Source organism: Kushneria halocnemicola (genome assembly GCF_965650455.1).
Lineage (GTDB): Bacteria > Pseudomonadota > Gammaproteobacteria > Pseudomonadales > Halomonadaceae > Kushneria.
In genome coordinates, this window is record NZ_OZ287968.1 from 1659424 (window position 1) to 1686418 (window position 26995).

At 59.6% G+C, this 26995-nt stretch carries 18 protein-coding genes and 5 tRNA genes; 3 read left to right on the forward strand and 20 right to left on the reverse strand.

Annotation, left to right across the window (positions count from 1 at the left end):
- Positions 1-110: 110 nt before the first annotated feature.
- The 11 genes from ACS92L_RS07655 to ttcA form a co-directional block, all read right to left on the reverse strand.
- Positions 111-971 carry a DNA/RNA non-specific endonuclease gene (locus ACS92L_RS07655; RefSeq protein ID WP_438768215.1) on the reverse strand — a complete coding sequence of 287 codons (861 nt, stop codon included), beginning with the start codon at positions 969-971 and terminating at the stop codon, positions 111-113.
- Positions 972-1132: 161 nt separating this feature from the next.
- Positions 1133-2683: a SpoVR family protein gene (locus tag ACS92L_RS07660; protein WP_438768216.1), complete on the reverse strand. Its 1551-nt coding sequence runs from the start codon at positions 2681-2683 to the stop codon at positions 1133-1135.
- Positions 2680-3987 (reverse strand): YeaH/YhbH family protein, encoded by a 1308-nt coding sequence (locus ACS92L_RS07665; RefSeq protein WP_438768218.1) that lies wholly within the window; start codon positions 3985-3987, stop codon positions 2680-2682. The genes ACS92L_RS07660 and ACS92L_RS07665 overlap by 4 nt, the downstream gene beginning before the upstream one ends.
- An 81-nt stretch (positions 3988-4068) precedes the next feature.
- Positions 4069-5991: a PrkA family serine protein kinase gene (locus ACS92L_RS07670; RefSeq protein WP_438768219.1), complete on the reverse strand. Its 1923-nt coding sequence runs from the start codon at positions 5989-5991 to the stop codon at positions 4069-4071.
- Between the two features lie 251 nt (positions 5992-6242).
- Positions 6243-7340, reverse strand: coding sequence for a threonine aldolase family protein (locus ACS92L_RS07675; RefSeq protein ID WP_438768221.1), 1098 nt, complete (start codon positions 7338-7340; stop codon positions 6243-6245).
- A 245-nt stretch (positions 7341-7585) separates the two neighbouring features.
- Positions 7586-7662, reverse strand: a tRNA-Asp gene (locus ACS92L_RS07680).
- Positions 7663-7701: 39 nt separating this feature from the next.
- Positions 7702-7777, reverse strand: a tRNA-Val gene (locus ACS92L_RS07685).
- A gap of 19 nt (positions 7778-7796) precedes the next feature.
- Positions 7797-7873: transfer RNA gene (locus ACS92L_RS07690), tRNA-Asp, on the reverse strand.
- 35 nt (positions 7874-7908) lie between these two features.
- Positions 7909-7985, reverse strand: a tRNA-Asp gene (locus tag ACS92L_RS07695).
- A 39-nt stretch (positions 7986-8024) separates the two neighbouring features.
- Positions 8025-8100 (reverse strand) — tRNA-Val (locus ACS92L_RS07700).
- A 71-nt stretch (positions 8101-8171) separates the two neighbouring features.
- Positions 8172-9053, reverse strand: a complete 882-nt coding sequence (gene ttcA / locus ACS92L_RS07705; RefSeq protein ID WP_438768222.1) for a tRNA 2-thiocytidine(32) synthetase TtcA — start codon at positions 9051-9053, stop codon at positions 8172-8174.
- Between the two features lie 188 nt (positions 9054-9241).
- Between ttcA and ACS92L_RS07710 the strand changes: the two genes are divergently transcribed.
- On the forward strand, positions 9242-13183 hold the full coding sequence (locus ACS92L_RS07710; RefSeq protein ID WP_438768224.1) for a hybrid sensor histidine kinase/response regulator: 3942 nt from the start codon (positions 9242-9244) through the stop codon (positions 13181-13183).
- A 62-nt stretch (positions 13184-13245) separates the two neighbouring features.
- On the opposite strand, the gene ACS92L_RS07715 is transcribed toward ACS92L_RS07710, so the two are convergent.
- The 3 genes from ACS92L_RS07715 to ACS92L_RS07725 all read right to left on the reverse strand — a co-directional run bounded on the left by ACS92L_RS07715 (position 13246) and on the right by ACS92L_RS07725 (position 16773).
- The gene (locus tag ACS92L_RS07715; RefSeq protein WP_086622302.1) at positions 13246-13908 is read right to left on the reverse strand and encodes a response regulator; all 663 of its coding nucleotides are present in this window, start codon (positions 13906-13908) and stop codon (positions 13246-13248) included.
- 262 nt (positions 13909-14170) lie between these two features.
- Positions 14171-16093, reverse strand: coding sequence for an acetate--CoA ligase (gene acs / locus ACS92L_RS07720; protein ID WP_438768440.1), 1923 nt, complete (start codon positions 16091-16093; stop codon positions 14171-14173).
- 119 nt (positions 16094-16212) lie between these two features.
- On the reverse strand, positions 16213-16773 hold the full coding sequence (locus ACS92L_RS07725; protein WP_438768225.1) for a SprT family zinc-dependent metalloprotease: 561 nt from the start codon (positions 16771-16773) through the stop codon (positions 16213-16215).
- Positions 16774-16850: 77 nt separating this feature from the next.
- Between ACS92L_RS07725 and ACS92L_RS07730 the strand changes: the two genes are divergently transcribed.
- Complete coding sequence (locus tag ACS92L_RS07730; RefSeq protein ID WP_438768227.1) at positions 16851-17546, forward strand: YecA family protein; 696 nt, start codon at positions 16851-16853, stop codon at positions 17544-17546.
- 22 nt (positions 17547-17568) lie between these two features.
- Here the strand turns inward: ACS92L_RS07730 and ACS92L_RS07735 are convergent, their stop codons facing one another.
- On the reverse strand, positions 17569-18693 hold the full coding sequence (locus ACS92L_RS07735) for a phospholipase D-like domain-containing protein (RefSeq protein ID WP_438768228.1): 1125 nt from the start codon (positions 18691-18693) through the stop codon (positions 17569-17571).
- 142 nt (positions 18694-18835) lie between these two features.
- Between ACS92L_RS07735 and plsB the strand changes: the two genes are divergently transcribed.
- Entirely contained in the window at positions 18836-21313 is a 2478-nt protein-coding gene (gene plsB / locus ACS92L_RS07740; protein WP_438768229.1) for a glycerol-3-phosphate 1-O-acyltransferase PlsB, read from the forward strand.
- On the opposite strand, the gene ACS92L_RS07745 is transcribed toward plsB, so the two are convergent.
- The 5 genes from ACS92L_RS07745 to aceF form a co-directional block, all read right to left on the reverse strand.
- Entirely contained in the window at positions 21305-22096 is a 792-nt protein-coding gene (locus ACS92L_RS07745) for a class I SAM-dependent methyltransferase (protein WP_438768231.1), read from the reverse strand. The two genes, plsB and ACS92L_RS07745, sit on opposite strands and share 9 nt — an antisense overlap.
- On the reverse strand, positions 22093-22890 hold the full coding sequence (locus ACS92L_RS07750; protein ID WP_438768232.1) for an undecaprenyl-diphosphate phosphatase: 798 nt from the start codon (positions 22888-22890) through the stop codon (positions 22093-22095). Before ACS92L_RS07750 ends, ACS92L_RS07745 begins: the two co-directional genes overlap by 4 nt.
- An 11-nt stretch (positions 22891-22901) precedes the next feature.
- Entirely contained in the window at positions 22902-23585 is a 684-nt protein-coding gene (gene tsaB / locus ACS92L_RS07755) for a tRNA (adenosine(37)-N6)-threonylcarbamoyltransferase complex dimerization subunit type 1 TsaB (protein WP_438768234.1), read from the reverse strand.
- A 295-nt stretch (positions 23586-23880) separates the two neighbouring features.
- Positions 23881-24537: an adenylate kinase gene (gene adk / locus ACS92L_RS07760; protein WP_438768235.1), complete on the reverse strand. Its 657-nt coding sequence runs from the start codon at positions 24535-24537 to the stop codon at positions 23881-23883.
- A gap of 216 nt (positions 24538-24753) precedes the next feature.
- Entirely contained in the window at positions 24754-26970 is a 2217-nt protein-coding gene (aceF, locus tag ACS92L_RS07765) for a dihydrolipoyllysine-residue acetyltransferase (protein ID WP_438768237.1), read from the reverse strand.
- Between the last annotated feature and the right edge of the window lie 25 nt (positions 26971-26995).

The following is a 26995-nucleotide window of genomic DNA, read 5'->3' on the forward strand; positions in this document are numbered from 1 at the left end:
CTGTTTCGATAACTTTTTGATCCTTCAGACGCACCGATATTTTCGGCAGCGCTGCACTTTTTGATATTGCCATGACACCGACACTGGTCGGCATCATGATATGAAAGGCTTCAATAGCGCGCAGGCTGGTTTGCTACACTTTCAAGCCCCCATCCCCGTGTATCCACGCCTGACTCCAGCAGCTCGCCCACGCCCTGTGGCAGCTCGCTGAAGAAATTAAAGCCCGTGCGCGCCTCGATTTCATTGACGCTGACAACAAAGCGATCAAGCGGCTCATCACCACGAACGTCCTGCGGCACGATAAAGGCAATCATTTTCGGCGGCGTATCGGCACTTCCCGGTGCGACAACGATTTTGTAAAAGGCATCCGGAATTTCGATCAACGATGACATACGCCTGATGTCGTCATCGAAGATGGGGCCGGTAGTGATCCAGACGGTGCCGAACCGAGCCGCAAAACGATCGATGACCACCTCCTCCAGCCGCTGCCACACGCGCCGGTTGAGATCAGGCCTTTGGGGCGAGATATTGCTCATCTGAAAGGTATCAAGCTGCGCCTGACGGCCGTGAACGGCGGCAATGGCGTAGTTGGGGGCCTGGTGACCACGGTCAAAGCCGCTACCGGTATAATCATCAGAGCTCACCGGCCAGAGGGTACGCCAGTCATCACTGAAAGACCCCGGACGTGCGCCGATGGCAGGGCGATCCACTCGGTCCAGCCGATAGACGGTCCAGAGCGGATTGGCGCGCAGATCCGACCAGCCGGTCAGAAAGCCATCATTGCGCAGCGTCCGATTGAGCGTTTTCCAGTCATACCAGGTTTGCGCCTGAGGCGTGCCCATCCAGCTCATCTGCTCCCAGTATGTACGCTCCTGGTAGTACCAGAGCCCGTAGAGCACCGCTGTTGTCATGAGTCCGGCACCACTCAGGCGCCTGAAACGCTTTAAAAATCCCGGGCGTCGCTGCGCCATATCCATTCCCTGACACTGTTTTTAAAATGACTGCACTGTCGAAAGACACCCTTTCAGGCGGCGGCGAGTATACCTCAGTCAATGACAGGCTGCTGATATGGCTTAAAAAAACGGGCCCCGGGGCCCGTTGCGCATGACGCGGTATTTGTTGTGGCGCCCGGCTATTCGGGAACCTGTGGCCAGCGATGGGTATCCACGATTTCGCCATCCTCGACCACTTCCAGCACGATGGGAAACCCCCATAGCTGATGTAAATGGTGCATGACCGGTGACAACGAATCGTCCAGCACTCGCCGCTGTGTTCGTTCATGTCGCAGTACCAGCGAGCGGTCGCCGTGAATCCTGGCGGCCCAGACCTGGATATCCGGCTCCCGATGCCCGAGGGAATACTGCAGTGACAGCGCCTCTCGAATTCGCTTGTAGCCGCGATCGTCATGAATGGCCGAAATTTCGACCATGTCGTCCTGATCGTCGTCGAGCAGCGCAAAAAGCTTCATGTCGCGCATCACTTTCGGCGATAGAAACTGCTGGATGAAGGACTCGTCCTTGAAGTTGTGCATCGCAAAATGGACCGTCTCGAGCCAGTCGCTGCCGGCCATCTCAGGAAACCACGCCCGGTCCTCCTCGGTCGACGCGGTGCAGATGCGCTGTATATCGCTGAACATGGCAAACCCCAGCGCATAAGGGTTGATGCCGTTATACCAGGGGCTGTCAAAGCCCGGCTGCGCCACTACGGCGGTGTGCGATTGAAGAAATTCCAGCATCACGCCTTCATCGATCAGCTTCTCATCGTAAAGACGATGCATGATGTTGTAGTGCCAGAAGGTGGCCCATCCTTCGTTCATGACCTGAGTCTGGCGCTGCGGATAGAAATACTGCGCGAGCTTTCGCACGATGCGCACGATCTCGCGCTGCCAGGGCTCCAGCAACGGCGCATTCTTTTCAATGAAATAGAGCAGGTTTTCCTGCGGCTCCGACGGGTAACGCGGGCGCTGATGCGCCCCTGCGACACCTCCCTGCCCGTTCGGGTCATCGGCGGCGCGCAGCTGCGGGATGGTGCTCCAGAGCGTATTGATCTGCTGCTGCAGATAGCCCTCACGCTCCTGCTGACGACGCGCTTCCTCTTCGGCCGAAATGGCAGACGGCCGCTTGTAGCGATCCACGCCCTGATTTTGCAGGGCGTGACAGGCATCGAGCAGCTGCTCGACCGCCTCGACACCGTGGCGCTCCTCGCACTCGCTGACATAGCGCCGGGCAAAGACCAGGTAATCCACGATGGCGGAAGCATCGGTCCAGGCACGGAAGAGATAGTTGCCCTTGAAAAACGAGTTATGGCCCTGGCAGGCGTGCGCCATGACCAGAATCTGCATCATCAGGGTATTTTCTTCCATCAAATAGGCGATGCAGGGGTCGGAATTGATCACCAGCTCGTAGGCCAGCCCCATCTGCCCGCGCCGGTAGGCCTGCTCAACGGACAGGAACTGCTTGCCGAACGACCAGTGACTGTAACCCACCGGCATGCCAATGCTGGAATAGGCATCCATCATCTGCTCGGAAGTGATTATCTCGATCTGGTTGGGATAGGTGTCCAGGCGAAATTCGCCGGCAATGCGGGCAATCTCTCGCTCGTAGTGTTCCAGATCACTAAAGGACCAGTCCGACCCCTGCCCCAGAAAGTCCTCGTCGTGGATCGGCTTGTAGGATGTGCTCATGAGCGCGCTTCCTGACCGCTCTGGCGGCGTTTGAAGAGTTCACGAAAGACCGGATAGATATCACCGGCCTGCACAATCTGGCGCATGGCAAACCGCTCCGGGTAGCTGTCCTGTACCCGCGTGTATTCCTCCCAGAGCGCCTGATGGGCATGGGGGGTAATCTCGACATAGGCGTAATACTGAAGCCTGGGCATCAGGGCATCCGAGAGGATCTGACGACACTGCACGGAATCGTCATCCCAGTTGTCACCATCGCTTGCCTGGGCCACATAGAGATTCCACTGGGACGGCGGATAGCGCGCCTCGATGACCTCATCGAGCAGATGCAGCGCACTGGACACGATGGTGCCGCCGGTTTCCCGCGAGTAAAAAAAGGCTTCCTCATCGACCTCACGCGCCGAAGTGTGATGGCGAATGAACACCAGTTCGACACGTTCATAATCGCGCTCGAGAAAGAGATACAACAGCAGAAAAAAGCGCTTGGCGATGTCCTTGTGGTTCTGGGTCATGGAACCCGAGACATCCATCACACAGAACATGACCGCCTTGTTGGAGGGCTGGGGCTGGTCGGTCAGATGGTTATAGCGAAGATCATAGGTATCGATGAAGGGCACGGCTTCCAGACGCCTTTCCAGCCGCTCGATCTCGTCTCTGAGCTCGCGAAGCCGGCCGGGGTGGCGCAGGACCGGATCCTTGCGCTCCTCCTCTTCAAGTGCCTTTTGTGCATCACACAGCGCTCGCCTGATCGGTGCGCGCATGGCGATGCGACGTGCCTGGGCCTCGCGCATCGAACGCACGATGTTCATGCGGGCAGGCACCCCCTGACGGGAAAGGCCGGCGCGTACGGGCCGGCGCTCTTCCATGTCGGCAATCTGCTTGCGCTCAAGGTGAGGCAGTTCCAGCCCGTCGAAAATAAAGCTTAAAAACTCGTCCCGGGAGAGCGTAAAGGCAAACTCGTCAACACCTTCACCCTGATTGGAAGCCGACCCTTCGCCACTGCCACCACCGCCCCCGCCGCCCCCGCCGCCATGGGGGCGACGCATTCGATCGCCTTCGGCGAACTCGCGGTTGCCGGGGCTGACCACGGTGCGTCGCCCGCCCTTTGCGTGGCGAAAGACGGGCTCGGAAATGTCCCGCCCCGGGATGCTGATTTTCTCGCCACGCTCCATGTCGGTAATCGAGCGTCGATTGACCGACTCCTCCACGGCGCGCTTGATATGCTTTTGATAGCGTTTCAAAAAGCGCTGTCGGTTGACGGCACTCTTGTGACGGGCGTTGCTGCGCCGATCGATGAAATAGCTCACGTCACCACCTCCTGCAGACCGATCCAACAGGCTGCCCTGCATCAGGGCGGGCATGGGCGCCGGAATGCCGGCGCCGGCCGCTTACTGGGACTTGCGCACGCGCAGATACCACTCCGAGAGCAGGCGCACCTGCTTTTCGGTGTAGCCCCGCGCGACCATGCGATCGACGAAGTCGTCATGTTTTCGCCGATCATCGTTGGAGGCCTTGGCATTGAACGAGATGACCGGCAAAAGCTCTTCGGTGTTGGCAAACATCTTGTGCTCGATCACCCCCTTGAGCTTTTCATAGGACTGCCAGCCCGGGTTGAGCCCGTCATTTTGCGCCCGGGCTCGCAGCACGAAGTTGACCACCTCATGGCGGAAATCCTTCGGATTGGAGATACCGGCCGGCTTTTCGATCTTTTCGAGCTCCTCATTGAGCGCCTGACGGTCCAGCAGCTCGCCGGTTTCCGGGTCACGAAACTCCTGATCCTGAATCCAGAAATCGGCGTAGGTCACGTAGCGGTCAAAAATGTTCTGACCGTACTCGCTGTAGGATTCCAGATAGGCGGTCTGAATCTCCTTGCCGATAAAATCGACATAGCGCGGCGCCAGGTACTCCTTGATAAAGCGCAGATAGCGATCATGCACCTCCCGCGGCAGCTGCTCCTGCTCCAGACGCTGCTCGAGCACATACAGCAGATGCACCGGATTGGCGGCCACTTCGCTGGAATCGAAATTGAATACCCGGGAGAGAATCTTGAAGGCGAAACGGGTCGATAGCCCCTCCATGCCCTCATCGACCCCGGCGGCGTCGCGATACTCCTGAATCGAGCGCGCGCGCGGGTCGGTATCCTTCAGGTTCTGCCCGTCATAGATGCGCATCTTGGAATAGACACTGGAGTTTTCCGGCTCCTTGAGCCGTGACAGCACCGAAAACTGCGCCAGCATCCGCAGCGTGTCCGGCGCACACGGGGCGTGTGACAACGAAGAGTGCTGTAAAAGCTTTTCGTAGATTTTCATCTCCTCGGAGACACGCAGCGAATAAGGCACCTTGACGATATAGACCCGGTCCAGAAAGGCTTCATTGTTGCGGTTGTTGCGAAACTGCTGCCACTCGCTTTCGTTGGAGTGCGCCAGAATCACGCCGTCAAAGGGGATGGCGCCCATGCCCTCGGTGGGGTTGTAGTTGCCTTCCTGGGTGGCGGTCAAAAGCGGGTGCAGCACCTTGATGGGCGCCTTGAACATCTCGACGAACTCCATCAGCCCCTGATTGGCTCGACAAAGCCCGCCGGAGAAGCTGTAGGCGTCCGGGTCATCCTGTGAAAAGAGTTCGAGCTTTCGGATATCGACCTTGCCGACCAGCGAAGAGATGTCCTGGTTGTTCTCATCGCCCGGCTCGGTCTTGGAAACCGCGATCTGATTGAGCCGTGAGGGATAGATCTTGACGACCCGAAAGCGGGAAATGTCGCCGCCATACTCACGCAGACGCTTGGCCGCCCAGGGCGACATGACACTGCGCATGTAGCGCCCGGGAATGCCGTAGTCACTTTCCAGCGTGTCGCCATCCTCCTCGGCACTGAAAAGCCCCAGTGGTGACTCGTGCACCGGCGAGTCCTTGATGGCGTAGAAGGGAATCTGCTCCATCAGCGCCTTGAGCCGCTCGGCAATCGAGGACTTGCCGCCCCCAACCGGCCCGAGCAGATAGAGAATCTGCTTGCGCTCTTCAAGGCCCTGCGCGGCATGGCGGAAATAGGCGACGATCTGCTCGATGGCGTCTTCCATGCCATGAAATTCGGCAAAGGCGGGATAACGACGGATCAGCTTGTTGGAGAAAATACGGGAAAGGCGAGGATTTTTGGCCGTATCGATGACTTCCGGCTCACCAATGGCCTTGAGCATCCGCTCGGAAGCGCTGGCATAGGCAGTGGGGTCCTTGCGACAGAGCTCAAGATACTCCTGAAGACTCATCTCTTCCTGGAGGGTGCGCTCAAAGCGATGCTGCACATGATCAAAAATGCTCATGAACTTCTCCCTGAGTGGCGACGGTGTGCCCTGCCGTACGCACGCTCGTCGTTTCCGTGAAAATCAATCAGTCAATGCGGCACTCCCGCTCATCGAAGCGTTCTCTCTTTTGTAGAAAGCACTATCAGGCGTTGAAATGAAGGTGGTCGGTCATGTCGGACCGCAAGGGCGCCGGCCGACACGTCTGGTTGGCTCAGAAGACGCGGCGTCAGGACGGCCGCGTCAATATCAGAAAAGATGCTTTATCAATATCACTGTTGATTGTGTTGTGCCAGTGCCTGACGAAGGTCGTCCACCAGCGCATCGATCAGTGCTTCAGACGTATTCCAGCTACACACGAAGCGAACACCGCCCTCGCCTATAAAGGTATAAAACGTCCATCCACATTCGCGCAAGTACTGTTGCGCCGAGACGGGCACCTCGAGAAAGACACTGTTGGCCTGCACCGGAAACATCACGTTGACGCCGGGAATGTCGTTGGTACCGCCTACCAGACGCTGCGCCATGGCATTGGCATGACGGGCATTGGCAAGCCAGACATCGTTTTCCAAAAGCCCCAGCCAGGGCGCACTGACAAAGCGCATCTTGGAGGCCAGCTGACCGGCCTGCTTGCAGCGATATTCGAAATCGCGCGCCAGCTCGTGGTCAAAAAAGACAATGGCTTCACCAAAGGCCAGGCCGTTTTTGGTGCCTGAAAAACACAGCACATCCACGCCCGCCTTCCAGGTCATTTCCGCTGGCGTCACGTTCAGTGAGGCACAGGCGTTGGCAAAGCGGGCGCCATCCATGTGGATCTTGAGATCGTGCTGATCCGCCACCTCACGAATGGCCTGGAGCTCATCGAGCGTGTAGAGCGTGCCCACTTCCGTGGCCTGAGTGATGGAGACCACTCTGGGGCGCGGGTAGTGAATATCGTTGCGCCGTGTCACAACGCGCGCGACCCCTTCGGGCGTCAGCTTTGCCATGGGCGTGTCCACCGGCAAAAGCTTTGACCCGTTGGAAAAGAATTCCGGGCCACCGCACTCGTCTGTCTCGATATGGGCCAGCTGATGACAGATGACACCGTGATAGGACTGGCAAAGGGAGGCCAGCGCCAGGGAGTTGGCAGCGGTCCCATTGAAGACAAAAAATATTTCGCAGTCGGTCTCGAAAAGCGCTCTGAAATGGCTTGAGGCACGCTCGGTCCACACATCGTTACCATAGGCCAGATCATCCTGCTCGTTGGCCTGAAGCAGATAGTGCATGGCCTCGGGGCAAATGCCCGACGTGTTGTCGCTGGCCAGAAAACGAGGGGACGCAATGGCAATATCGCTTTTGCCGACGGTACTGCTGAAACCGGGGGTCGTCATGTTGTGGTTATCCTGCAGCTTGTTATTGGCTTGCCCATCGAGGATCACTCGATCAAGGGCATGACAGATCAAGCATGCAGTGCGCAACAAGGACTGGCAAGCAGGTATCGACAGCGAGGCGCTACACCAATAACACGATATCAGACAGGCATGAAAAACATCACGCGGGAAAAACGTGCTGATACACAGGAAAGACTACAAGAGGAAAACAGCTATCAGGAAAGGGCAGTGCACGTTCAAGCAGATGGCGGACTGGACGGGACTTGAACCCGCGACCTCCGGCGTGACAGGCCGGCATTCTAACCAACTGAACTACCAGTCCGCATACAGCTTGCAACGTTAAATCATCTGGGGAAGATGATGGTGGGTGGTACTGGGCTCGAACCAGTGACCCCCAGCTTGTAAGGCTGGTGCTCTTCCAACTGAGCTAACCACCCGATAGTACGATTATTTCGATGGCGGACTGGACGGGACTTGAACCCGCGACCTCCGGCGTGACAGGCCGGCATTCTAACCAACTGAACTACCAGTCCAACGACTATCGAAATATTACTGCTGACCAGAGATATGGCGGACTGGACGGGACTTGAACCCGCGACCTCCGGCGTGACAGGCCGGCATTCTAACCAACTGAACTACCAGTCCGCAACCCTGATTACCGCAACATGACCTTATCAAAAATGATGGTGGGTGGTACTGGGCTCGAACCAGTGACCCCCAGCTTGTAAGGCTGGTGCTCTTCCAACTGAGCTAACCACCCGGGTCATGTGGCGCTGCATTCTACCAATCATTGCTGGAAAGTCAAACACTTCTGAGCAAAAAGCGATAAATTCATGACAGCGACGTATCAGCGTCACGCGCCATCAGGTTCACCGTATCGATGCGGTCACGCTTCATCAGGCGCTGCTTCTCTTCGAGCCCATGAAAATCAAACAGGTCACGGTCCGCCAGCTGAGAAGGCGCCACGTTGGTCAGTGCCTTGAACATGGTCTCGACGCGTCCAGGGTGCTTGCGCTCCCAGTCAGCGAGCATCTCCTTCACAACCTGGCGCTGCAGATTTTCCTGACTGCCACACAGATTGCACGGAATGATGGGAAAGGCCCTGGCTTCGGAATAACGCGCAATATCGGCTTCCGCGCAGTAGGCCATCGGCCGGATCACGATATTGTTGCCATCATCAGAGAGCAGCTTGGGCGGCATTGACTTGAGTGAACCACCAAAGAACATGTTGAGAAAAAGCGTTTCCAGCATGTCGTCGCGGTGATGGCCCAGGGCGATCTTGTTGGCCCCGATCTCTTCGGCAAAGCCGTAAAGTGTGCCGCGACGCAACCGCGAGCACAGCCCGCAAGTCGTTTTGCCCTCGGGCACCTTCTCTTTCACGATCGAGTAGGTATCGCGCTCCACGATGTGATACTCGACGCCCTGCTCGGCCAGATACGCCGGCAGCACATGCTCTGGAAAGCCGGGCTGTTTCTGGTCCATGTTGACGGCCACCAGTTCGAAATTCACCGGTGCATTGCGCTGAAGATTGCGCAGGATATCAAGCATGGTATAGGAGTCCTTGCCACCGGAAAGGCACACCATCACTCTATCGCCCTCATTGATCATGGCGTAGTCGATAATGGCGTTGCCGACATTGCGGCGCAGGCGCTTGTGAAGCTTGTCGAACTCCCGCTTGTCGGGGGTATTCACGGACTGATCAGGTTCTTGCATGGAGATGACTTCAGATTAATGCGACATTGGCGCTACTTTACCATCGCCGCCAGGCGCAGGCGAAGACCCGACAGTGTGTGCGGGGTTTGAGGGGGCGATAACGCATCGGTACACACCGGGTCGTTATCGGTATTTCAAGGCTGTCACCATGAAGCAGCCGTTACGCGGGTCAGGCAAGGATTTTCACGATGTTTCAGGGCTGGTTACTGCTCACCATCTCGCTTTTATACATTGCCACCCTCTTTGGCATTGCCTGGCGTGGCGACCAGCGGGCACGACGACTGGGGCCGGCAAAGCGCCGACCGCTGGTCTACAGCCTGGCGCTGGCGGTTTACTGCACTTCCTGGACCTTCTATGGCAGCGTCGGTCAGGTGGCCGATTCGGGTTTGCAGTATCTCAGCGTGTTTCTGGGCCCGATTCTCGCCTTTTTACTGTTCTGGCCGATCCTGACCAAGATGATTCGCGTCGCCAAGCGACAAAATATCACCTCGATCGCCGATTTTATTGCCTCACGCTACGGCAAGACCCAGGCGCTGGCCGCGCTGGCCAGCCTGGTCGCCCTGCTGGGCACCCTTCCCTATCTGGCTCTGCAGCTCAAGGCCATGGCGGCAAGCTTTATGGTGCTCACCGCCAACAACGACATCGTACGCTCCCCGATCCTCGGGGATACCGCGTTTTATGTCGCCGCTCTCATGGCCCTTTTTGCCATTTTGTTCGGCACACGCCACACCGATGCCACCGAACACCACGAGGGATTGATCCAGGCCATCGCCTTTGAATCGGTGGTCAAGCTGGGTGCCTTCGTGCTGCTGGGCGCCCTGATTACCTGGGGGGTATTTGACGGGCTGGGCGAACTCTCCAGCCGCGCGGTAAGTGATCTTTCCGCCGGCAGCCATTTCAGCAGCGCCAGTTTCGGGCAGGGGTTCTGGACACAGACACTACTAGCCATGCTGGCCGTGTTCTGCATACCGCGACAGTTCCACGTCACCGTGGTCGAAAATACCAGTACCGATGATACGGCCCGGGCCCGCTGGCTTTTCCCGCTTTATCTGGTGGCCGCCGGCTTTTTCGTGCTCCCGCTGGCCGTAGCAGCCATGACGCTGTTTGAAGGTCGCGGTCTGGACCCGGACACCTGGGTGCTGCATCTGGCCATGGTGGCCGACCAGCCCTGGCTTGTCATGATCACCTTCATCGGGGGCTTCGCCGCCGCCAGCGGCATGGTCATCATGGCCGCCGTGACGCTGTCGATCATGATCTCCAACGAAGTCGTTATCCCCTTGCTTTTACGCTTCAAGGGATTCGATGCCCGTCACGGTGACTATGCCCGGTGGGTACTGCGCATTCGCCGCCTGATTATCGTGCTGACGCTGGCGCTGGCGTATGGCTTTTACCAGCTCACCGCAGCGTCAAGCTCGCTGGCAAGCCTTGGGGTGCTGTCGCTGGCAGCCCTGGCCCAGCTGGCCCCGGCGCTGATCGGTGGCCTCTACTGGAAGCGGGGCAATCGCCTGGGGGTCAGTCTGGGGCTGGGGCTTGGTTTTCTGATCTGGGGCTACACCCTGCTGCTGCCCACGCTGGTACGCGCCGGGCTGTTCGCCTTCCCCATCGATACCGGCCCGATGGGGATCGAGCTGCTCAGCCCTTCCAATCTGCTCGGGCTATCGCTGAACGACCCCATCACCCAGGGCGTGCTGCTGTCGCTGGGCGTGAATCTGTTCTGCTATATCTTTTTCTCCCAGGTCACGCAGCAGCGCGTGGTCGAGCGCATTCAGGCCTCGCTGTTCGTCGACAGCGTGGCCTCTCATCAGACCCTGATCAATCGCCCCTGGGGCGGCACCACTTCGGTGAGCGATCTCAAGGCGCTGTCCCGACGCTTTCTCAACGAAGATCAGGTCGAGCGCGCCTTCAGCGATTACGGCTGGCGCCATCAGCAGCGCCTGGACCCGGGCATGCGTGCCTCGATCGATCTGATCGGCTTCACCGAGCGTCTGCTGGCCTCGGCCATTGGCGCCTCCTCGGCGCGTATCGTGGTGAACTCGGCGCTCTCCGGCCGGGACGTGTCGATCTCTGATGTGGTCTCCATTGTTGACGAGGCCTCGCAGGTGCTCGAGTTCAATCGATCGCTTTTGCAGGCCACCATCGAGAACATCAATCAGGGCGTCATGGTGGTGGATCACAAGCTGCGCATCGTGGTCTGGAACCAGCGCTATCTGGAGCTGTTTCGCTTCCCCGACCATCTGATCCATGTCGGCGAACCCATCGAGCGCATCTTTTTATACAACGCCGAGCACGGCGAATACGGTCCCGGCGACCCGAAAGAGCACGTGCGACTGCTGATGGACAACATTCGAAGCGGTCATGCACATCACTATCAGCGCTATCGACAGGATGATAGCGTGCTCGACATTCATGGCAACCCCATGGTGGGCGGCGGTTTTGTCTATACCTATCAGGATGTGACCGATCAAAAGCGCACCGAAGAGGCGCTGATCCGCTCGGAAAACAACATCCGTATCTATACCGACAACGTGCCGGCACTGATCGCCTATTTTGATCGCGACTGTCACTACCTCTTTACCAATCGCGCCTATGAAACCGCCATGGAAGTGGATCGTCTTCAGGCCATCGGCAAGCGCGCCGAAGAGGTCATGACGCCCGGCATGTGGCGCCTGCGCGCACCCTGGATGTCGCGTGCGCTCAACGGCGAGCGTGTTTCGTGGGAGCTCTCCCAGCCCGACCGTGAAGGCGGCACCCGCTATATGCTGGCCACCTACACGCCGCATTTTGGCGAGGGCGGTCGCGTGCTGGGCTTTTTCGCGCTCTATCAGGACATTACCGAGCGTCGGCTCGCCGAGATTGCACTCAAGGAGACCAACGAAAATCTGGAAGAGCGCGTTCGTGAACGTACCCACGAGCTTTCCGAGGTCAACAGCGCCCTGCGCCAGGAAAACCGGGTGCGCTCCGAAGCCGAGCTGGCGCTGCGTCAGGCCAAGCAGGTTGCCGAAACCGCCAACGCCTCGAAAACGCGCTTTCTGGCCGCGGCAAGCCACGACCTGCTTCAGCCGCTCAACGCTGCAAGACTGTTCACCTCGGCGCTCACCCAGCGCCTGGAAGAGAGCGAGCATCACGACACTCTGGTCCACATCGACAACTCGCTGCAGGCTGCAGAAGAGCTTCTGGGCACACTGCTGGACATCTCAAAGCTGGATGCCGGCGCCCTGACGCCCCGACGCCAGGTCTTTGCGCTCAATGAGATCCTGCGCCCGCTGTATGCCGAGTTTTCGGTCATGGCTCAGGATCGCGGGCTGGATCTGGACATGGTCGAAACGGGCGCCGTCATTGACAGCGACCCCCAGATGCTCAGACGCATCATCCAGAACTTCCTTTCCAACGCCCTGCGCTATACCCAGCACGGCCGGGCACTGCTGGGCTGTCGCCGCCGGGGCGAGCAGCTGTCGATCGAGGTCTGGGATACCGGCCCCGGTATTCCGGAGTCCCGCCAGGCCGAAATCTTTCAGGAGTTTCGTCGTCTGGATCAGAAATCGCGCCATCGCGAGAGTGAAAAGGGGCTGGGACTGGGGCTTTCCATCGCTGATCGCATGGCGCGCGTGCTGGATCACCCGATTACCATTCGCTCAAGAGAAGGCCATGGCACGGTGTTCGGGCTGACCGTGCCGCTCAAGCATGGCGCCACGCTCACCCGCGAGGAAACGCAGACGGCACAGAAAAGCGCCGGCAACCGTATCCGCGGCGCGCGCGTGATCTGTATCGACAACGAAACCATGACGCTGGAAGGCATGAAAGCCATGCTGGAAGGCTGGGAATGCGAGGTTTTCACGGCCACCTCGATCGGCGGCGCCCGCTCGGTGGTGCGCAACATGACCGGCGAACCCGATATCATTCTGGCCGACTACCATCTCGATAACGAGGTCACCGGATTGATGGCACTGGAGTCGCTCGCCGAGCGCTTTACCGGTGACGTCCCGGGTATCGTGATCACCGCCGATCGCACCGAAGAGGTCGCTGATCTGATTCGTCGCGCCGGCTATCATCTGCTCAACAAGCCGGTTCGTCCGGCAGCGCTAAGGGCGCTTTTGACCCGAACCCTTCAGGCCAATCGGCGTCTGCACTGACATGATGGCAGACACAAAAAATCCCGGTCCATGCCGGGATTTTTTAACGCCTGAACCTGACTTTAGTTCTCGACGCGTGATGGCTCTACTTCAAGCTTCTGGGCTGCGATGACGGCCTGAGTACGCGAGTGCACACCCAGCTTGCGCAAAATGGCCGTGACGTGCGCCTTGATGGTCGCCTCGGAAACATTGAGATCGTAGGCGATCTGCTTGTTCAAAAGCCCCTCTGTGAGCATGTTGAGCACGCGAAACTGCTGCGGCGTCAGTGAGGCGATGGCCGCGGCAAACTTGGCTTCCTCCTCGTCACCGTCTCCCAGGTAGTCGGCCATTTCCGGCGGGAGCCAGATTTCACCATCCAGAATCGCACTGATGCCTCCAGCGATCGTGTCCAGCGACGCCGACTTGGGAATGAAACCCGAGGCACCGTAATCAAGCGAGCGGCGAACCACCTGCGGCTCTTCACTGCCGGAGATAACCGCCACAGGGATGTCGGGCATTTGTCCCCGCAGCTGTATCAGGCCTGAAAAGCCGTGTGCTCCGGGCATACGCAGATCCAGAAGAATCAGGTCGGCGTCGGGATGACGCGTGACGACCTCGATGGTGGCTTCCATGGTATCGGCTTCAACAATCTCGGCATTGGCCGCTACCTGACGCAGGGACTGCGTCAGTGCCGCACGAAACAAGGGGTGATCGTCTGCCACGATAAACTTCTGGGCAAAGGCCATGCGGTTTCCTCCAGGATTCCCCGTATCATTCAGGACGGCCAGGCCCCGGTCAAAACGCGGTCAGCCACGTCATCAGCAGTGCAAGGCCACGCGTCGTCATGCCACCTGCCGATCAGACTAGTGTAACCAGCAATGTCGGCATGTTATCCCATGATTTTTTTATTTCCAAAATAAAACGTTGGCAACCGTTTTGCGGTGCCAACGTTCATTATGCGACAAGATGACGCGCTTGTCGTGATACAGAAGCAGATGAGCATATTCGCTAGTGGTTAACTCGCTCCCTGATCAGGGCTTCCACGACGTCAGGGTCTGACAGGGTGCTGATATCGCCCAGACCATCGACCTCATTGGCTGCGATCTTGCGAAGGATGCGACGCATGATCTTGCCCGAACGCGTCTTGGGCAATCCCGGCGCCCACTGGATGGCATCGAGTTTGGCGATCGCGCCGATATCCCGACGTACCACGTCATTGAGCTCCGTTCGCAACGCATCACTGGGCTCGGCGCCCTGCATCAAAGTGATATAGGCATAGATGCCCTGCCCCTTCATGTCATGAGGAAAGCCCACAATGGCGGCTTCGGCCACGGCCGGATGCGCTACCAGCGCCGATTCGATTTCCGCCGTTCCCATTCGATGGCCGGAAACGTTGAGCACGTCATCGATGCGACCGGTGATCCAGTAATCGCCGTCGGCATCACGATGCGCGCCGTCCCCGGTAAAGTAGGCGCCAGGGTGCGTGCTGAAGTAGGTTTCCTCAAAGCGCTCGTGGTTGCCCCAGATGGTGCGCGCCTGACCCGGCCAGCTGCCCTCGATCACGAGACTGCCCTCGCCCTCGCCTTCGATACGCTTGCCCTCGGCATCCATCAGGGCCGGGCGAATGCCGAAAAAGGGCCGCATGGCCGCGCCGGGCTTGACGCTTTCGACGTCGGTGAGCGGCGCCATCATGTGACCGCCGGTCTCGGTCTGCCACCAGGTATCCATGATGGGACAGCGCCCGTTACCGATAACCTGATGACTGAAATGCCAGGCCTGTGGATTAATGGGCTCGCCGACCGTGCCGATCAGGCGCAGTGAGTCACGCCGACTGCTGTCCATGACGTGATCACCGTGACCCATCATGGCGCGGATAGCCGTCGGTGACGTATAAAAAATCGTAATATTGTGCCGGTCGATCACTTCACCCACCCGGCCGTAATCCGGATAGCTCGGCACGCCTTCAAACATGACCGTGGTGGCTCCATTGGCCAGCGGGCCATACACCACATAGGAGTGGCCGGTGACCCAGCCCACATCGGCGGCACACCAGTAGACATCGTCCTCACGCAGATCAAAGATCTGCTCATGGGTCATGGCCGTATAGAGCAGATAGCCGCCCGTGGTATGCATCAACCCCTTGGGCGTACCGGTCGAGCCCGAGGTGTAGAGAATGAACAGCGGATCTTCGGCGCCCATCTCCTCGGGATCACACTCCATCGACTGCTCACGCATCATCGCGCAGGCATCGATATCGCGTGACTGCCAGTCGATGGGGTCCTCGCCACAGGGAACGACCAGCACGTGCTCGACGCAGTCGGTCCCCTTGATGGCCAGCGCCTCATCAACGTTTTTCTTGAGCGCTACCTGCTTGCCGCCGCGACGCGAGATATCGGCGGTAATCACCACGCGAGAGGCGCAGTCCGATATGCGCCCGGCCAGCGCCTCCGGAGAGAAGCCGCCAAATACCACCGAGTGCACGGCACCGATGCGGGCACATGCCAGCATGGCAATGGCCGCCTCGGGAATCATCGGCATGTACAGGGTAACGGTGTCCCCGCGCCCTACGCCGAGCGCTTTGAGCATGTTGGCAAACTGCCCCGTCTGGCAGTGCAGCTCGCGGTAGGTAATGATTCGCTGATGATCGGGGTTGTCGCCTTCCCAGATAATGGCCGGCTTGTCGCCGCGGCTGTCAAGATGACGATCAAGGCAGTTGACCGAGGCATTGAGCGTGCCGTCCTCGAACCACTTGATGCGGGAGTGATTGTCGCCGAAATGGCCGTCGAGCGTTTTTTCCGGCGTGCGCATCCAGTCAAGACGCTGCATCTCTTCGCGCCAGAAGGCTTCAGGAGATTCGATCGAATAACGATAGCGCTCGCGATAGTCCTGCTCGCTGATCGGACCAGGCAGCTTTTGTGCGGCACCTGCCATGTCCCGGGCAGTCTGGCTCATGTCGCCTCTCCTCGATCTGATGAGGCAAGGGCCCCATCATGGATAGTGTGACCCTTAGATTAGCGTTATGCAGGGGCTGACTGACCATTAGACCATGGTCACTGTTCGACCAATCTCCCTGTGTCCGGATCGGCGACGACGCCTTCAAGACGCAGCGTGTGGCCGCAGTGACGACAGCGATAGCGACTGCCTCGACGCTCGTTGTTATGGCGTCGACGGGTAAAATAGTGATGGCGACAGCCACAGGCGTAGCGATAGGGAGCAGGGCTGGCACGCGAGATATCAAAGCGATGGGTGACGTTGGGCGCTCGATCAAAGATGTCGGTCATGACCTGCTGCCACTGCACGCCATGCGGGCGCACCCGCCCGGGAAAGACATGATGAACGACCCAGTGGGCCATCTCGTGAGGCACGACTTCCGACAAAAAGGCCTCGGGCTGCTCACTGTAGAGCGTCATGTTAAAGCGCAGCCCGCCTCGACCGTAATGGGCCTGGCCGGCACTGCGCCCGCGCAGGTCACACCATACCCGGGGAGCAGGCAGATCGGGATAGTGGGCTCGCGCGCGACGCAGACATCCTGCCACGCAGGCTTCAAGCCGTGCCTGACTGGCCTCCCCCAAGGGAAAGTCATCGATGTCGCTGGCGGGAAAATCGGTCATGGATGGTAAACTGTCAGCTCTCAACCCGGCGGTTCGACTGCCGCGCAACGCGCCGCTTACTGTATGGATACTGCTCAATGAATGATATCACGGCCGATACGCCTCAACCGGTAGCGCTTCTGGAAGACGACCGCCTCGACGCGCTGTTCGAGTTTCTCGATTCCGAGCGCGTCAGCGAAGAAGCCCTCGATCTGTTCGGAGCGCACGGCCTGTTGACGGCGCTGGCCATCTCGACCGTATCTCATGACCGCGATGAGCGACATGCCCTGATCTTTGACACAACGCCCGAGTTTGACGGCGACCAGCAGCGTCAGGAGACACTCGACGCGCTGGACGCCCTGTTGAGCAACGCCGTCGATGCCTTTGAAAACGGCAACATCCCGGATCTGCCCTTCGATCTCGAATTCGAAGACAGTGGCGAAGACAACGAGGAACATCCCGTACGACTCTGGTGTGCCGGCTTCATGGAAGGCGTCTTTCTGGATGAGCAGGCCTGGTTCGGCGCGCAGGAGGAGACCGCCGCTGAGCTGCTGCTGCCCTTCATGACCCTGTCCGGACTCTTTGACGAAGAAGACCCGGAGCTTGCCGCACTCGGCCAACAGCCGAGCGAAGCAACGCGCCTGGCAGGCCAGCTGGCCGAGCTGACGCTGGATCTGTACCTGCTGCAGCGCGCCCCGGTCGAAAAGCCGGCGCCGTCAAAGGCCGGCAAGGGGACAAAGAACAAGTCCGGCGGCAACAACCGGGGCGGTCGGGGTCCGGGAAAGGGCCGGTAACAGGCGTTGAGGCAAAACGCCTTCAGCGCAGGCGGGTAATCAGGGCATCCATGACGCCATAGCCCCACTCACGCAGCCGCTGGCCTCGCGAGCGAGACGCCCAGTGGGCTGCGCTGATCTCATGGCACTGGTCAAAGCAATGCTCAAACAGCCCGCCCAGCTCGGTGGCGAAATCGGGATCATCGATCTCCTGGTTGGCCTCGAGATTCCACTGCAGGCTCCAGTGATCGAAGTTGCACGAACCGATGGTCGCCCAGCCGTCGCACAGGCTGAACTTGGCATGAATAAAGCGTGGCTGAAACTCGAAGATGCGCACCCCCGAGCGTAAAAGTCGGGCAAAAAAGCGCTGCCCGGCGTAGCGCACGCTGGGATGGTCATGATCGCGCGCCGCCAGCAGCAGCCGGACATCCACGCCACGACGTGCCGCTCTTCGCAGCTGGCGCCGCAGGGTTCGGGTGGGCACGAAATAGGGCGTACAGATCCATATCCGCTCACGGGCACTGCCAACCTGATGCTGTAGCGAACGGCGGATGGCCTGATAGCGATAGCCCTGCCCCCAGACCACGCGGCCGACCATGCTCCCCTCCCCGTGCGCCGTCTCCGACGTCGCCGCCGCGCTGCTCCGTCGCCGAGCCCCGGTTGCAAAATCGCGCGTCCGGCGCGAACGCCATACCCGATTGAATAATTGAATCCAGTCCTCGACGCAAGGCCCGGTAATACGCACGGCCACTTCGAACCATGAGCTGAGAAACTGATCGTTGACGCCAAAGCCGCCCGTGAAAGCGGTGTGACCGTCGATGACGACCAGCTTGCGGTGGTCGCGCGAAATGAAGCGCCCCACATGCCGGAGCGAGAGGACATTGAATTCACGCAGCGACACGCCTGCTCTCACCAGACGCTGCTTGCTCTCATCAGACAGCGACCACGAACCGCAGGCATCGATCAGAAGCCGCACGTCAACGCCGCGCGCGACAGCCCGTATCAGGGCTGCAAAAAACCGCTCGCCCATCTCGCCGTCCTCGACGAGATAGAGCTCGATCAGAATCGATGTGTGTGCATGGTCGATGGCCTCAAGCAGTGCGGGCACGAAACACTCCGCCGTCGGCAACAGGGCAAAATGGTTGCCGTCACGCCACTGCTCTCTCATGTTGCTTCCCCTGCCTTGCCCGGTGGGCCATGTCGATTCAGCCAGCGCTATACTATAGTGCCATGTCATCGGATCGGTGCAGATCTCCCTTTCAGGTTATCAGAACCTTCCGCGTCCCCGATTCAGCGAGCGAACAATGGCCATGTCTGAAACGTCTTCCCAGGGATTCTGGCAGCGACTGGGTTGTCGGCTGCTCGGTGGCTGGCTGCGCTTTCGCAGTGTCGACCCCGAACGTCCCGAATCCCTTGTTACCGACAGCACACGCCCGGTGATCTACGTGCTGCCGGTCTCGGCCCTTTCCGATCGCATGGCGCTGTCCATTTTCTGTCAGCGCTACAATATGCCCTCTCCGGAAGACAGCGTCTGTCTGGCCCATGGCCATCGCTTTCCCGCACGACTGGCCCTTTTCGACGCCGCCCATTATCGCCATCACCGGGGCCATGTGGACCGGTCGACCTCGCTGGATCATCTGATCACGGCACTGGAGCAGCATCCCGACAGCGACGTGGATCTCGTCCCGGTCACTCTTTTCTGGGGGCGCGCGCCACAGCGCGAACGCGTGGGCCTGCGCCATCTGCTGACCGCCGATGGCTGGTCGCTGGTAGGCCGTCTTCAGCGTCTGGCCGGCATGATCATCAATGGCCGCTCGCTCGAGATTCGCCTGGGTACGCCGGTATCGCTGCGCACGCTGATGGCGCACGGCGATGTGGATAAGCAGTTCAACCGCATTCGTATCACCCGCTTTCTACGACGCTACTTCCGCCGCGTGCGGCTGCAGGCCATCGGCCCGGACCTGTCCCATCGTCGTACGCTCATTCGGCGCGTACTGCGCCAGCCGGCCGTACGAAATGCCGCCCATCAAAGCGCCCAGCAACGGGGTGAATCGGATGACCGAGCCCTGCAGCGCGCCGAGCGCTACGGGTTCGAAATCGCCGCCAACATGTCCGCGCCGGTACTGCGGTTTCTCTACCAGGTGCTGGGACGACTGTGGAACCGGCTCTACGATGGCGTCGATGTCCACGGTATCGAGGATGTTGAAGCCCTGGCCGGGACGCACGAGCTGGTCTATGTACCCTGTCATCGCAGTCATATCGACTATCTGCTGCTCTCCTATGTGCTTTATCAACAGGGGCTGATGCCGCCGCACATCGCCGCCGGTCGCAACCTCGACATGCCCGTGATCGGTCCGATGCTGCGGCGTGCCGGCGCCTTTTTCATGCGCCGCAGCTTTCGGGGCAATCGGCTCTACGCCGCCGTGTTCAACGAATACCTTCACCAGCTGCTCTCCCAGGGTCATCCGGTCGAATATTTCATCGAGGGGGGACGCTCGCGCACCGGGCGCATGCTCTCGCCGCGCCCCGGTATGCTGTCGATGACCCTGCGCTCCCATGCCCGCGCGCCCAACCGCGAGCTGGCCTTCGTGCCGATCTATATCGGCTATGAAAAGGTTATCGAGTCCAACGCCTACATCCGCGAGCTGCGAACGGGCGAAAAACGCAAGGAAAGTCCGCTGGGGCTTTTGCGCGTACTGCGCCATCTGCGCCAGCCGTTCGGGCGTGTGCAGGTCAGTGTGGGAGAGCCCCTGGTGCTGGGCCGCTATCTGGATCAGCGCTTTCCCGACTGGCGTTCGCAAAAAGACGGCGCCGAGGCCGACTGGCTGCGTGAGGCAGTCCCGGACCTGAGTCAGGAGATTGCCACGCGCATCAATCACGCCGCCGCGCTGACGCCCATTTCAATGGTGGCCCTGACGATGCTGGCCACCCCCCACCGCACCATCGAGATCGATCTGCTGTTGCGCCAGCTCAAGACGCTGTACGCGCTGCAGGCGCAGCTGCCGGGCGGCAAACGCGTTCGCCTGCCAGAGCAGGGCCCCAACGAGTGGGTCGAGCGCAGCGAATATCTGGGCATGGTGAGCCGTATCGAGCACTCGCTGGGCGATCTGATCACGGTCAGTGACGAGCGTGCGCCGCTGTTGACCTGGTATCGCAACAACGTGTTGCACCTGTTTGCCCTTCATGCGCTGGTGGCCTTCGCCTTTCGCAACAACGCCCGCCTTGACTTCGAAACGCTCGACAGCCTGCTGGCCCCCATCTGGCCGGCACTGCGTCAGGAGTACTTCATCGAAGAGGACAACACGGCGTTCACCGAACATCTCAACGATGTGCTGGACGTTTTCGTGGCACTGGGCCTTTTAAAACAAAAGGGCGAATACTGGCAGCGCCCCGAGACGGGAGACGAGGCGCGTGAAAGGCTTTACCTGCTGGGCCGGGCGATTCAGCCGACGCTTGAACGCGGCTTTATCCTGTTCTCGACGCTGATGCACTATCCCAGTGGCACTATCAGTCGGGAAATGCTCGAAGACCAGAGTCAGCTGCTCGCAGAGCGGTTGACCCGCCTGCAGGGGCTCAACGCCCCGGAATTCTTTGACCGTCGTCTGTTTGCCGGGCTGCTGGACAGCCTGGAGCGCGACGGCTGGCTATGGCAATCACAGGAAAGGCTCAATTTCGATGCTCGCCTGCCCGAGGCGCTGCTTAAAAGCCGAACGCTTTTTGACCCGACCCTGCGCCATCGCCTGACGGAACTGACCGCCGGGCGGGCACACACCGAAGCCTCAGCGTGACGGCTTCAGCGAGCGGTGCACGTAGAGGTCGTAGCGGCTGTTTTTGGAGACGATGTCATGGCTGGGGGGCGGCCCTTCGATGGGTGGGGCGCCCTTGGGCCGCTTGACCACCACCCGATGCGTGGCGGTATCGAGCGCCTGAGTCAGAAGCTGCGCCGTGTCCACATCGTCTCCGACCAGACGACGGAAAAGGCGCATTTCCTTTTTCACCAGCGCCGACTTGTCCTGATGCGGGTACATGGGATCCAGATGAATGACCTGCGGGGTAACCCCCGAGGCGGCCACCAGTGCCGACAGCGTCTGGCTGCTGTCGCCCTGAGCAAACCGAAGCCGCTGCGTCAGCGGCTTCAATGCCTCGATGGCGCCGGCCCGCTCCAGCGCGTCCAGCAAAAGCGCGGCAACCACCGGGTGACGCTCGATCATCAACACCGGCGAGCCCAGCGATGCCAGTACCGCACTGTCGCGCCCAAGCCCTGCCGTGGCGTCAATGATCTCCGGTGACACGCCCTGCTTCAGCCCGCAGGCACGGGCGATGAGCTGACCACGCCCGCCACCGAACTGACGCCGGTGCGCCACGCCTCCACCGACCAGATCGGCACGTATCGGCGCCCCGAACTGCCGTCTGTCACCGCCAAGCTCCAGCCCATGCTCGCCGTAGCGCAGCCACAGATCGTCACCGCCCGGCGTTTCCACCACGACCAGCCCCAGCCGATCAGCCAGGGCACGGCTTTGGGCGTCATCACCCAGCACCACGGGCGGCGTGACAACATCCAACGGAGTCATGCCAGAAAGATAAACAGCATGACGCCCAGAATCATGCGATAGATGACAAAGGGCAGCATGCCGATACGATCCAGCGCGGCCAGAAAGAGCTTGATACAGGCAAGCGCTGACAAAAAGGACAGCACGACGCCGCCCAGTATGGGCAGCCAGTGCGTGTCGGCGCCGGTCTCGGCAAGTTCCACGGCCTTGAAGGTACCCGCCGCCAGAATCAGAGGAATCGACATCAAAAACGAAAAGCGCGCCGCCGTCTGACGGGTATAGCCCAGAAGCAACGCCGCCGTGATGGTAATGCCCGAGCGCGACGTGCCCGGAATCAGCGCCAGTGCCTGTGCCAGCCCCAGCAGCAACGCGTTTTTCAGCGTCATCTGCGACATGACAAGCTTTCTGATGCCCTTGACATCCGCCCACCACAGCAGCAGGCCAAAGATGATAGTGGTGGTGGCAATTACCAGCCCTGAACGAGCATAAACGCTGATGTAATCATCACCGAGAAAACCCAGAATCCCTGCCGGCAGAGTGGCAATGATGACCGCCCAGCCGATACGCCCTTCCTCATTGGGGCGCTGTTTGAAGACCTGCGCACACCAGCCCTGAATGATGGCGACGACATCCTTGCGAAAAGCGATGACAACGGCCAGAAGCGTACCGACATGAACGGCAACATCGAACGCCAGCCCCTGATCGGGCCAGCCAAACAGCTGTGATGGCAGAATCAAGTGCGCCGATGACGACACCGGCAAAAATTCGGAGATCCCCTGAATAAAGGAGAGCACCACCACATGTAACCAATCCATAGAAGGCATCCTTAACGCTTGCTGGAAACAACCTGATCACGCAGATAGATGGGAAGGGCCTGCTGAGGGCTGGTGATCAGCCCCGAGGCAAAATCAATGGCGGCCAGTTGTACGATGTCACGCGCCTCGGGCTCGCGACCTTCAAGCGTTGTACCCACACATTCTCGAACCTCGAACGACAGCCTGTCCCGAAGGGCCACGCCGCTGCCGATCATGGTGACCGACCCGGGCTGACACGATGGCAGCGCCAGCGCCTCGGGCGCCATGACGGCATCGGCCATCACAGTGTCCAGCTGCCCCTGCCCGCCCTGATACAGCGCGACATAGAGCTCTCCCAGACGCGCATCCAGCGCCGGCATGATCAAGCCGGCACCGTCACGCTGCCAGGCTCCCTGCGCCAGTGCCCGCAGTGTGGAAATGCCCAGCAGCGGACGTTCCAGACCGTAGGCAATCCCCTGGGCCACGCCTGCTGCAATGCGAATGCCGGTAAAGGCGCCGGGACCATGGCCGTAGGCGATCGCATCCAGCGCGCTTCGGGCAATCCCGGCTTCATCGAGCAGCGCATCGATCATGGGCATTAGACGGCGGGTATGACCACGCGGGGCATGCTCTACCCTGCTGATCACATTACCGTCCATCCAGAGGGCCACGGAGCAGGCAGAAGAAGAAGCATCAAGGGCCAGCAGGCTAGTCATGGTCTCGTTACGTCTGAGTCGAAAATGAGGCGGCATTATACGTGGGTATTAACACTCGTCCAAAACGCTTTTACTGCCGTCTTTCAAGGGCAACACATGACAACACAAATGACCGCGGCCCATGGAAGCAGCGCATCATGACACCGCCGTTAAAGAGACACCATGCGCGGTCAACCATTCCGCAACGTTTGGTAAAAACAGGCGTAACTGCACAGTTATAAAGAAAAATTCGGACACAAAAAAAACCGCATGCCCTGGGGCATGCGGTTTTTTCAAGCCTTGTCACGATGTCGCCTCAGGCGGTGAGCGCTTCAACGACTCGAGCGCGAATATCTTCGACACTGCCGACACCTTCGATCCGATGAAACGCCGGTGCCTGTTGCGGCGCCTGCTGCTGCAGCTTTTGATAATAGGCGATCAGCGGTTCAGTCTGGTCATGATAGACCTCCAGACGATGGCGCACAGTCTCTTCGCGATCATCTTCGCGCTGAATCAGCGCCTCGCCGGTTTCGTTGTCGATATCAACCGTCAATGGCGGATGGTTATCGATATGATAAACACGGCCCGAGCCCGGATGAACACGGCGCCCGGAAAGCCGGCTGATGATCTCTTCATCGGCCACGTGGATTTCAAGCACATGGTCCAGATCGATGCCGGCCTCCTTGAGCGCATCGGCCTGTACGATCGTTCGGGGGAAGCCATCAAACAAAAAGCCATTGGCGCAATCGGGTTGAGCGATACGCTCTCTGACCAGCTCAATGATCAGATCGTCGGAGACGAGTTGACCGGCGGACATGACCTCCTTGACCCTCTGGCCCAGTTCATTGCCTTCCTTGACGGCCGCCCGCAGCATATCGCCGGTCGAAATCTGGACGATATCGAAGCGTTCACAGATGAATCGGGCCTGCGTCCCCTTACCCGCACCAGGGGCGCCCAACAGGATCAAACGCATGAAAAACCGCTCCTCAATAAATGACTCATGATCAAAGCCGGCCCTACCGGACAACACTCATCGGCAAGCCGTTTGACAATAAAACGCAACAATAACGACAGGCGCCATCCGGGCACAAGCGAAGTCGGCGTCTCTGCGACATATTGACGACCTCGAGCGCCCGGGCGCCCACAAAAAAGGCGACCCCGAAGGGCCGCCTCGATACGTCGGCAGGGTTTACATGGTCAATCGACGTATGTCGGTCAAAATCGCTGCCAGATACGCCGTAAAGCGTGCCGCATCGGCACCGTTGACGGCGCGATGGTCGTAGGACAGCGACAGCGGACACATCAGCCTCGGCTTGAACTCCTGGCCATTCCACACCGGCTTCATCTGCGACTTCGATACGCCAAGAATGGCCACTTCAGGCGCGTTGACGATGGGGGTAAACGCCGTACCACCGATCGAGCCGAGACTCGAAATGGTAAAGCAGCCGCCCTGCATCTCCTCACGCTTGAGCTTGCCTTCCTGAGCGCGGCCGGCGAGGTCGATGACTTCCTTCGCCAGTTCGACAATGCCCTTTTGATCCACGTTGCGAATCACCGGCACCATCAGACCATTGGGTGTATCTACCGCCACGCCAATGTTGAAGTACTTTTTCTGGATCAGCTTGTCGCCATCCGGATGCAGCGACACGTTGAACTGCGGATACTTCGCCAGCGCATGCGCAGCCGCCTTGATCATGAACGGCAGCGGCGTAAGCTTCGCCCCCTGCTGAGCGGCCTCGTCCTTCATCGCCTTGCGGAAGTTCTCGAGCTCGGTGATGTCAGCCTCATCAAACTGGGTCACGTGCGGCACGTTGAGCCAGCTGCGATGCAGGTTGGTCGCCCCGGCCTTCATCAGGCGGCCCATGGGCTTTTCTTCGATCTCGCCGAACTGGCTGAAATCGATCGCCGGGATGGGCGGAATACCGGCACCCCCCTGCGCCTGCGCAGACGGCTGAGCGGATGCACCACCACCCTTTTTGCGATCGCTCATGACCTGCTTGACGAAGCCGTCCACGTCTTCTTTCAGCACGCGACCCTTCGGCCCGCTGGCCTTGACTTCGGCAAGTTCCACGCCCAGCTCACGCGCCATCAGACGCACGGCAGGACCGGCATGAACGCTGCTGCCGGAAGTGCTTTCGCCCTGATTGCGACGGGCCTCGGGGCCGGGTTCACCGCCGTAGTTGCCCTCGTCCTTTTTCGACTCGCTATTCGGCACGTCCTGCTTTTTGCGCTCTTTCGAGCCGCCACCGGATTTGCCTTTCGAATCGGACTTGTCACCGGAAGACTTGTCATCAGACGTCTTTTTGGCCGAGTCGTCAGACTTTTTCTTCGCATCCGACGTGTCACCGGAAGACTTTTTGGACGCGCTTTTCGCCTTGCTGCCGGCCACTTCGATATAGCCGATCAGATCGCCTTCGGAGACCGTATCGCCTTCCTTGACGCTGACTTCCACCACCTTGCCCTTGAAGGGGCTGGGGATGTCCATGGAGGCCTTGTCAGACTCCAGCGTGATCAGCGCGTCTTCCTCGTTGATCTCATCGCCTTCGCTGACCGAAACTTCGATGATCTCGACGTTGTCACTGCCGCCGATATCCGGTACGCGCAGCGCCTGACGACCGCCTTCGCTGTCGTCTTCTTCGTCTTCTTCGTCTTCTTCGCTTTCATCTGTGGCGTCGGCGTCTTCCTCATGATCGGCATTATCGCCGTCATTATCATCGGAAGTGTCGTCTTCATCGGCACCGTCGTCATCGCCTTCGCCGGCGATCTCCATTGTGCCAATCAGATCGCCCTCGGAGACGGTATCGCCTTCCTTGAGCTCCAGAGAGACCAGCTTGCCGCTGTAGGGGCTGGGCACATCCATCGAGGCCTTGTCGGACTCCAGCGTAATCAGCGCGTCTTCCTCACTGATGTCATCGCCTTCGCTGACCGCGATCTCGATGATTTCGACGTTTTCGCTGCCGCCAATATCCGGTACGCGTACTTCGACCGTACGCTTGCCACCCTTGCCCGAGGAGGACTTCTTCGGCTTGTCGTCTTCAGCGTCCGATTCGTCGGCCTCGGCCTCTTCCTCGAGATGCTCGGCGTTGCGGCTGTCCTTGACCGACGACTTGTCATCGTCGTTCTCGTCTGCCTCGCCATCGTCGTCTTCAGCGTCGCCGCTTTCTTCACCCTCGGCTTCAAGCTCGAGGATGTCGTCGCCTTCGGACACCTTGTCCCCTTCGCTGACCAGTACCTTCTTGACCTTGCCGGCCTTCGGTGCGGGGATGTCCATGCTGGCCTTGTCGGACTCCAGCACGATCATGGTGTCTTCGGCGTCGATCGTATCGCCGGCCTGGACCGAGATCTCGATGATCTCGACGCCCTCGCTGCCCCCGATGTCGGGTACCTTAATAATTTCACTACTCAAGGTCGCGCTCCTTATCACCTGGCCG

What these genes read in the sequence shown, in the direction of transcription:
- ACS92L_RS07655 (WP_438768215.1), bottom strand. Translation starts at nt 971, where the DNA reads ATGGCGCAGCGACGCCCGGGATTTTTAAAGCGTTTCAGGCGCCTGAGT.
- ACS92L_RS07660 (WP_438768216.1), bottom strand. Translation starts at nt 2,683, where the DNA reads ATGAGCACATCCTACAAGCCGATCCACGACGAGGACTTTCTGGGGCAG.
- ACS92L_RS07670 (WP_438768219.1), bottom strand. Translation starts at nt 5,991, where the DNA reads ATGAGCATTTTTGATCATGTGCAGCATCGCTTTGAGCGCACCCTCCAG.
- ACS92L_RS07675 (WP_438768221.1), bottom strand. Translation starts at nt 7,340, where the DNA reads ATGACGACCCCCGGTTTCAGCAGTACCGTCGGCAAAAGCGATATTGCC.
- ttcA (WP_438768222.1), bottom strand. Translation starts at nt 9,053, where the DNA reads ATGCAAGAACCTGATCAGTCCGTGAATACCCCCGACAAGCGGGAGTTC.
- ACS92L_RS07710 (WP_438768224.1), top strand. Translation starts at nt 9,242, where the DNA reads ATGTTTCAGGGCTGGTTACTGCTCACCATCTCGCTTTTATACATTGCC.
- ACS92L_RS07715 (WP_086622302.1), bottom strand. Translation starts at nt 13,908, where the DNA reads ATGGCCTTTGCCCAGAAGTTTATCGTGGCAGACGATCACCCCTTGTTT.
- acs (WP_438768440.1), bottom strand. Translation starts at nt 16,093, where the DNA reads ATGGCAGGTGCCGCACAAAAGCTGCCTGGTCCGATCAGCGAGCAGGAC.
- ACS92L_RS07725 (WP_438768225.1), bottom strand. Translation starts at nt 16,773, where the DNA reads ATGACCGATTTTCCCGCCAGCGACATCGATGACTTTCCCTTGGGGGAG.
- ACS92L_RS07730 (WP_438768227.1), top strand. Translation starts at nt 16,851, where the DNA reads ATGAATGATATCACGGCCGATACGCCTCAACCGGTAGCGCTTCTGGAA.
- ACS92L_RS07735 (WP_438768228.1), bottom strand. Translation starts at nt 18,693, where the DNA reads ATGAGAGAGCAGTGGCGTGACGGCAACCATTTTGCCCTGTTGCCGACG.
- plsB (WP_438768229.1), top strand. Translation starts at nt 18,836, where the DNA reads ATGTCTGAAACGTCTTCCCAGGGATTCTGGCAGCGACTGGGTTGTCGG.
- ACS92L_RS07745 (WP_438768231.1), bottom strand. Translation starts at nt 22,096, where the DNA reads ATGACTCCGTTGGATGTTGTCACGCCGCCCGTGGTGCTGGGTGATGAC.
- ACS92L_RS07750 (WP_438768232.1), bottom strand. Translation starts at nt 22,890, where the DNA reads ATGGATTGGTTACATGTGGTGGTGCTCTCCTTTATTCAGGGGATCTCC.
- tsaB (WP_438768234.1), bottom strand. Translation starts at nt 23,585, where the DNA reads ATGACTAGCCTGCTGGCCCTTGATGCTTCTTCTTCTGCCTGCTCCGTG.
- adk (WP_438768235.1), bottom strand. Translation starts at nt 24,537, where the DNA reads ATGCGTTTGATCCTGTTGGGCGCCCCTGGTGCGGGTAAGGGGACGCAG.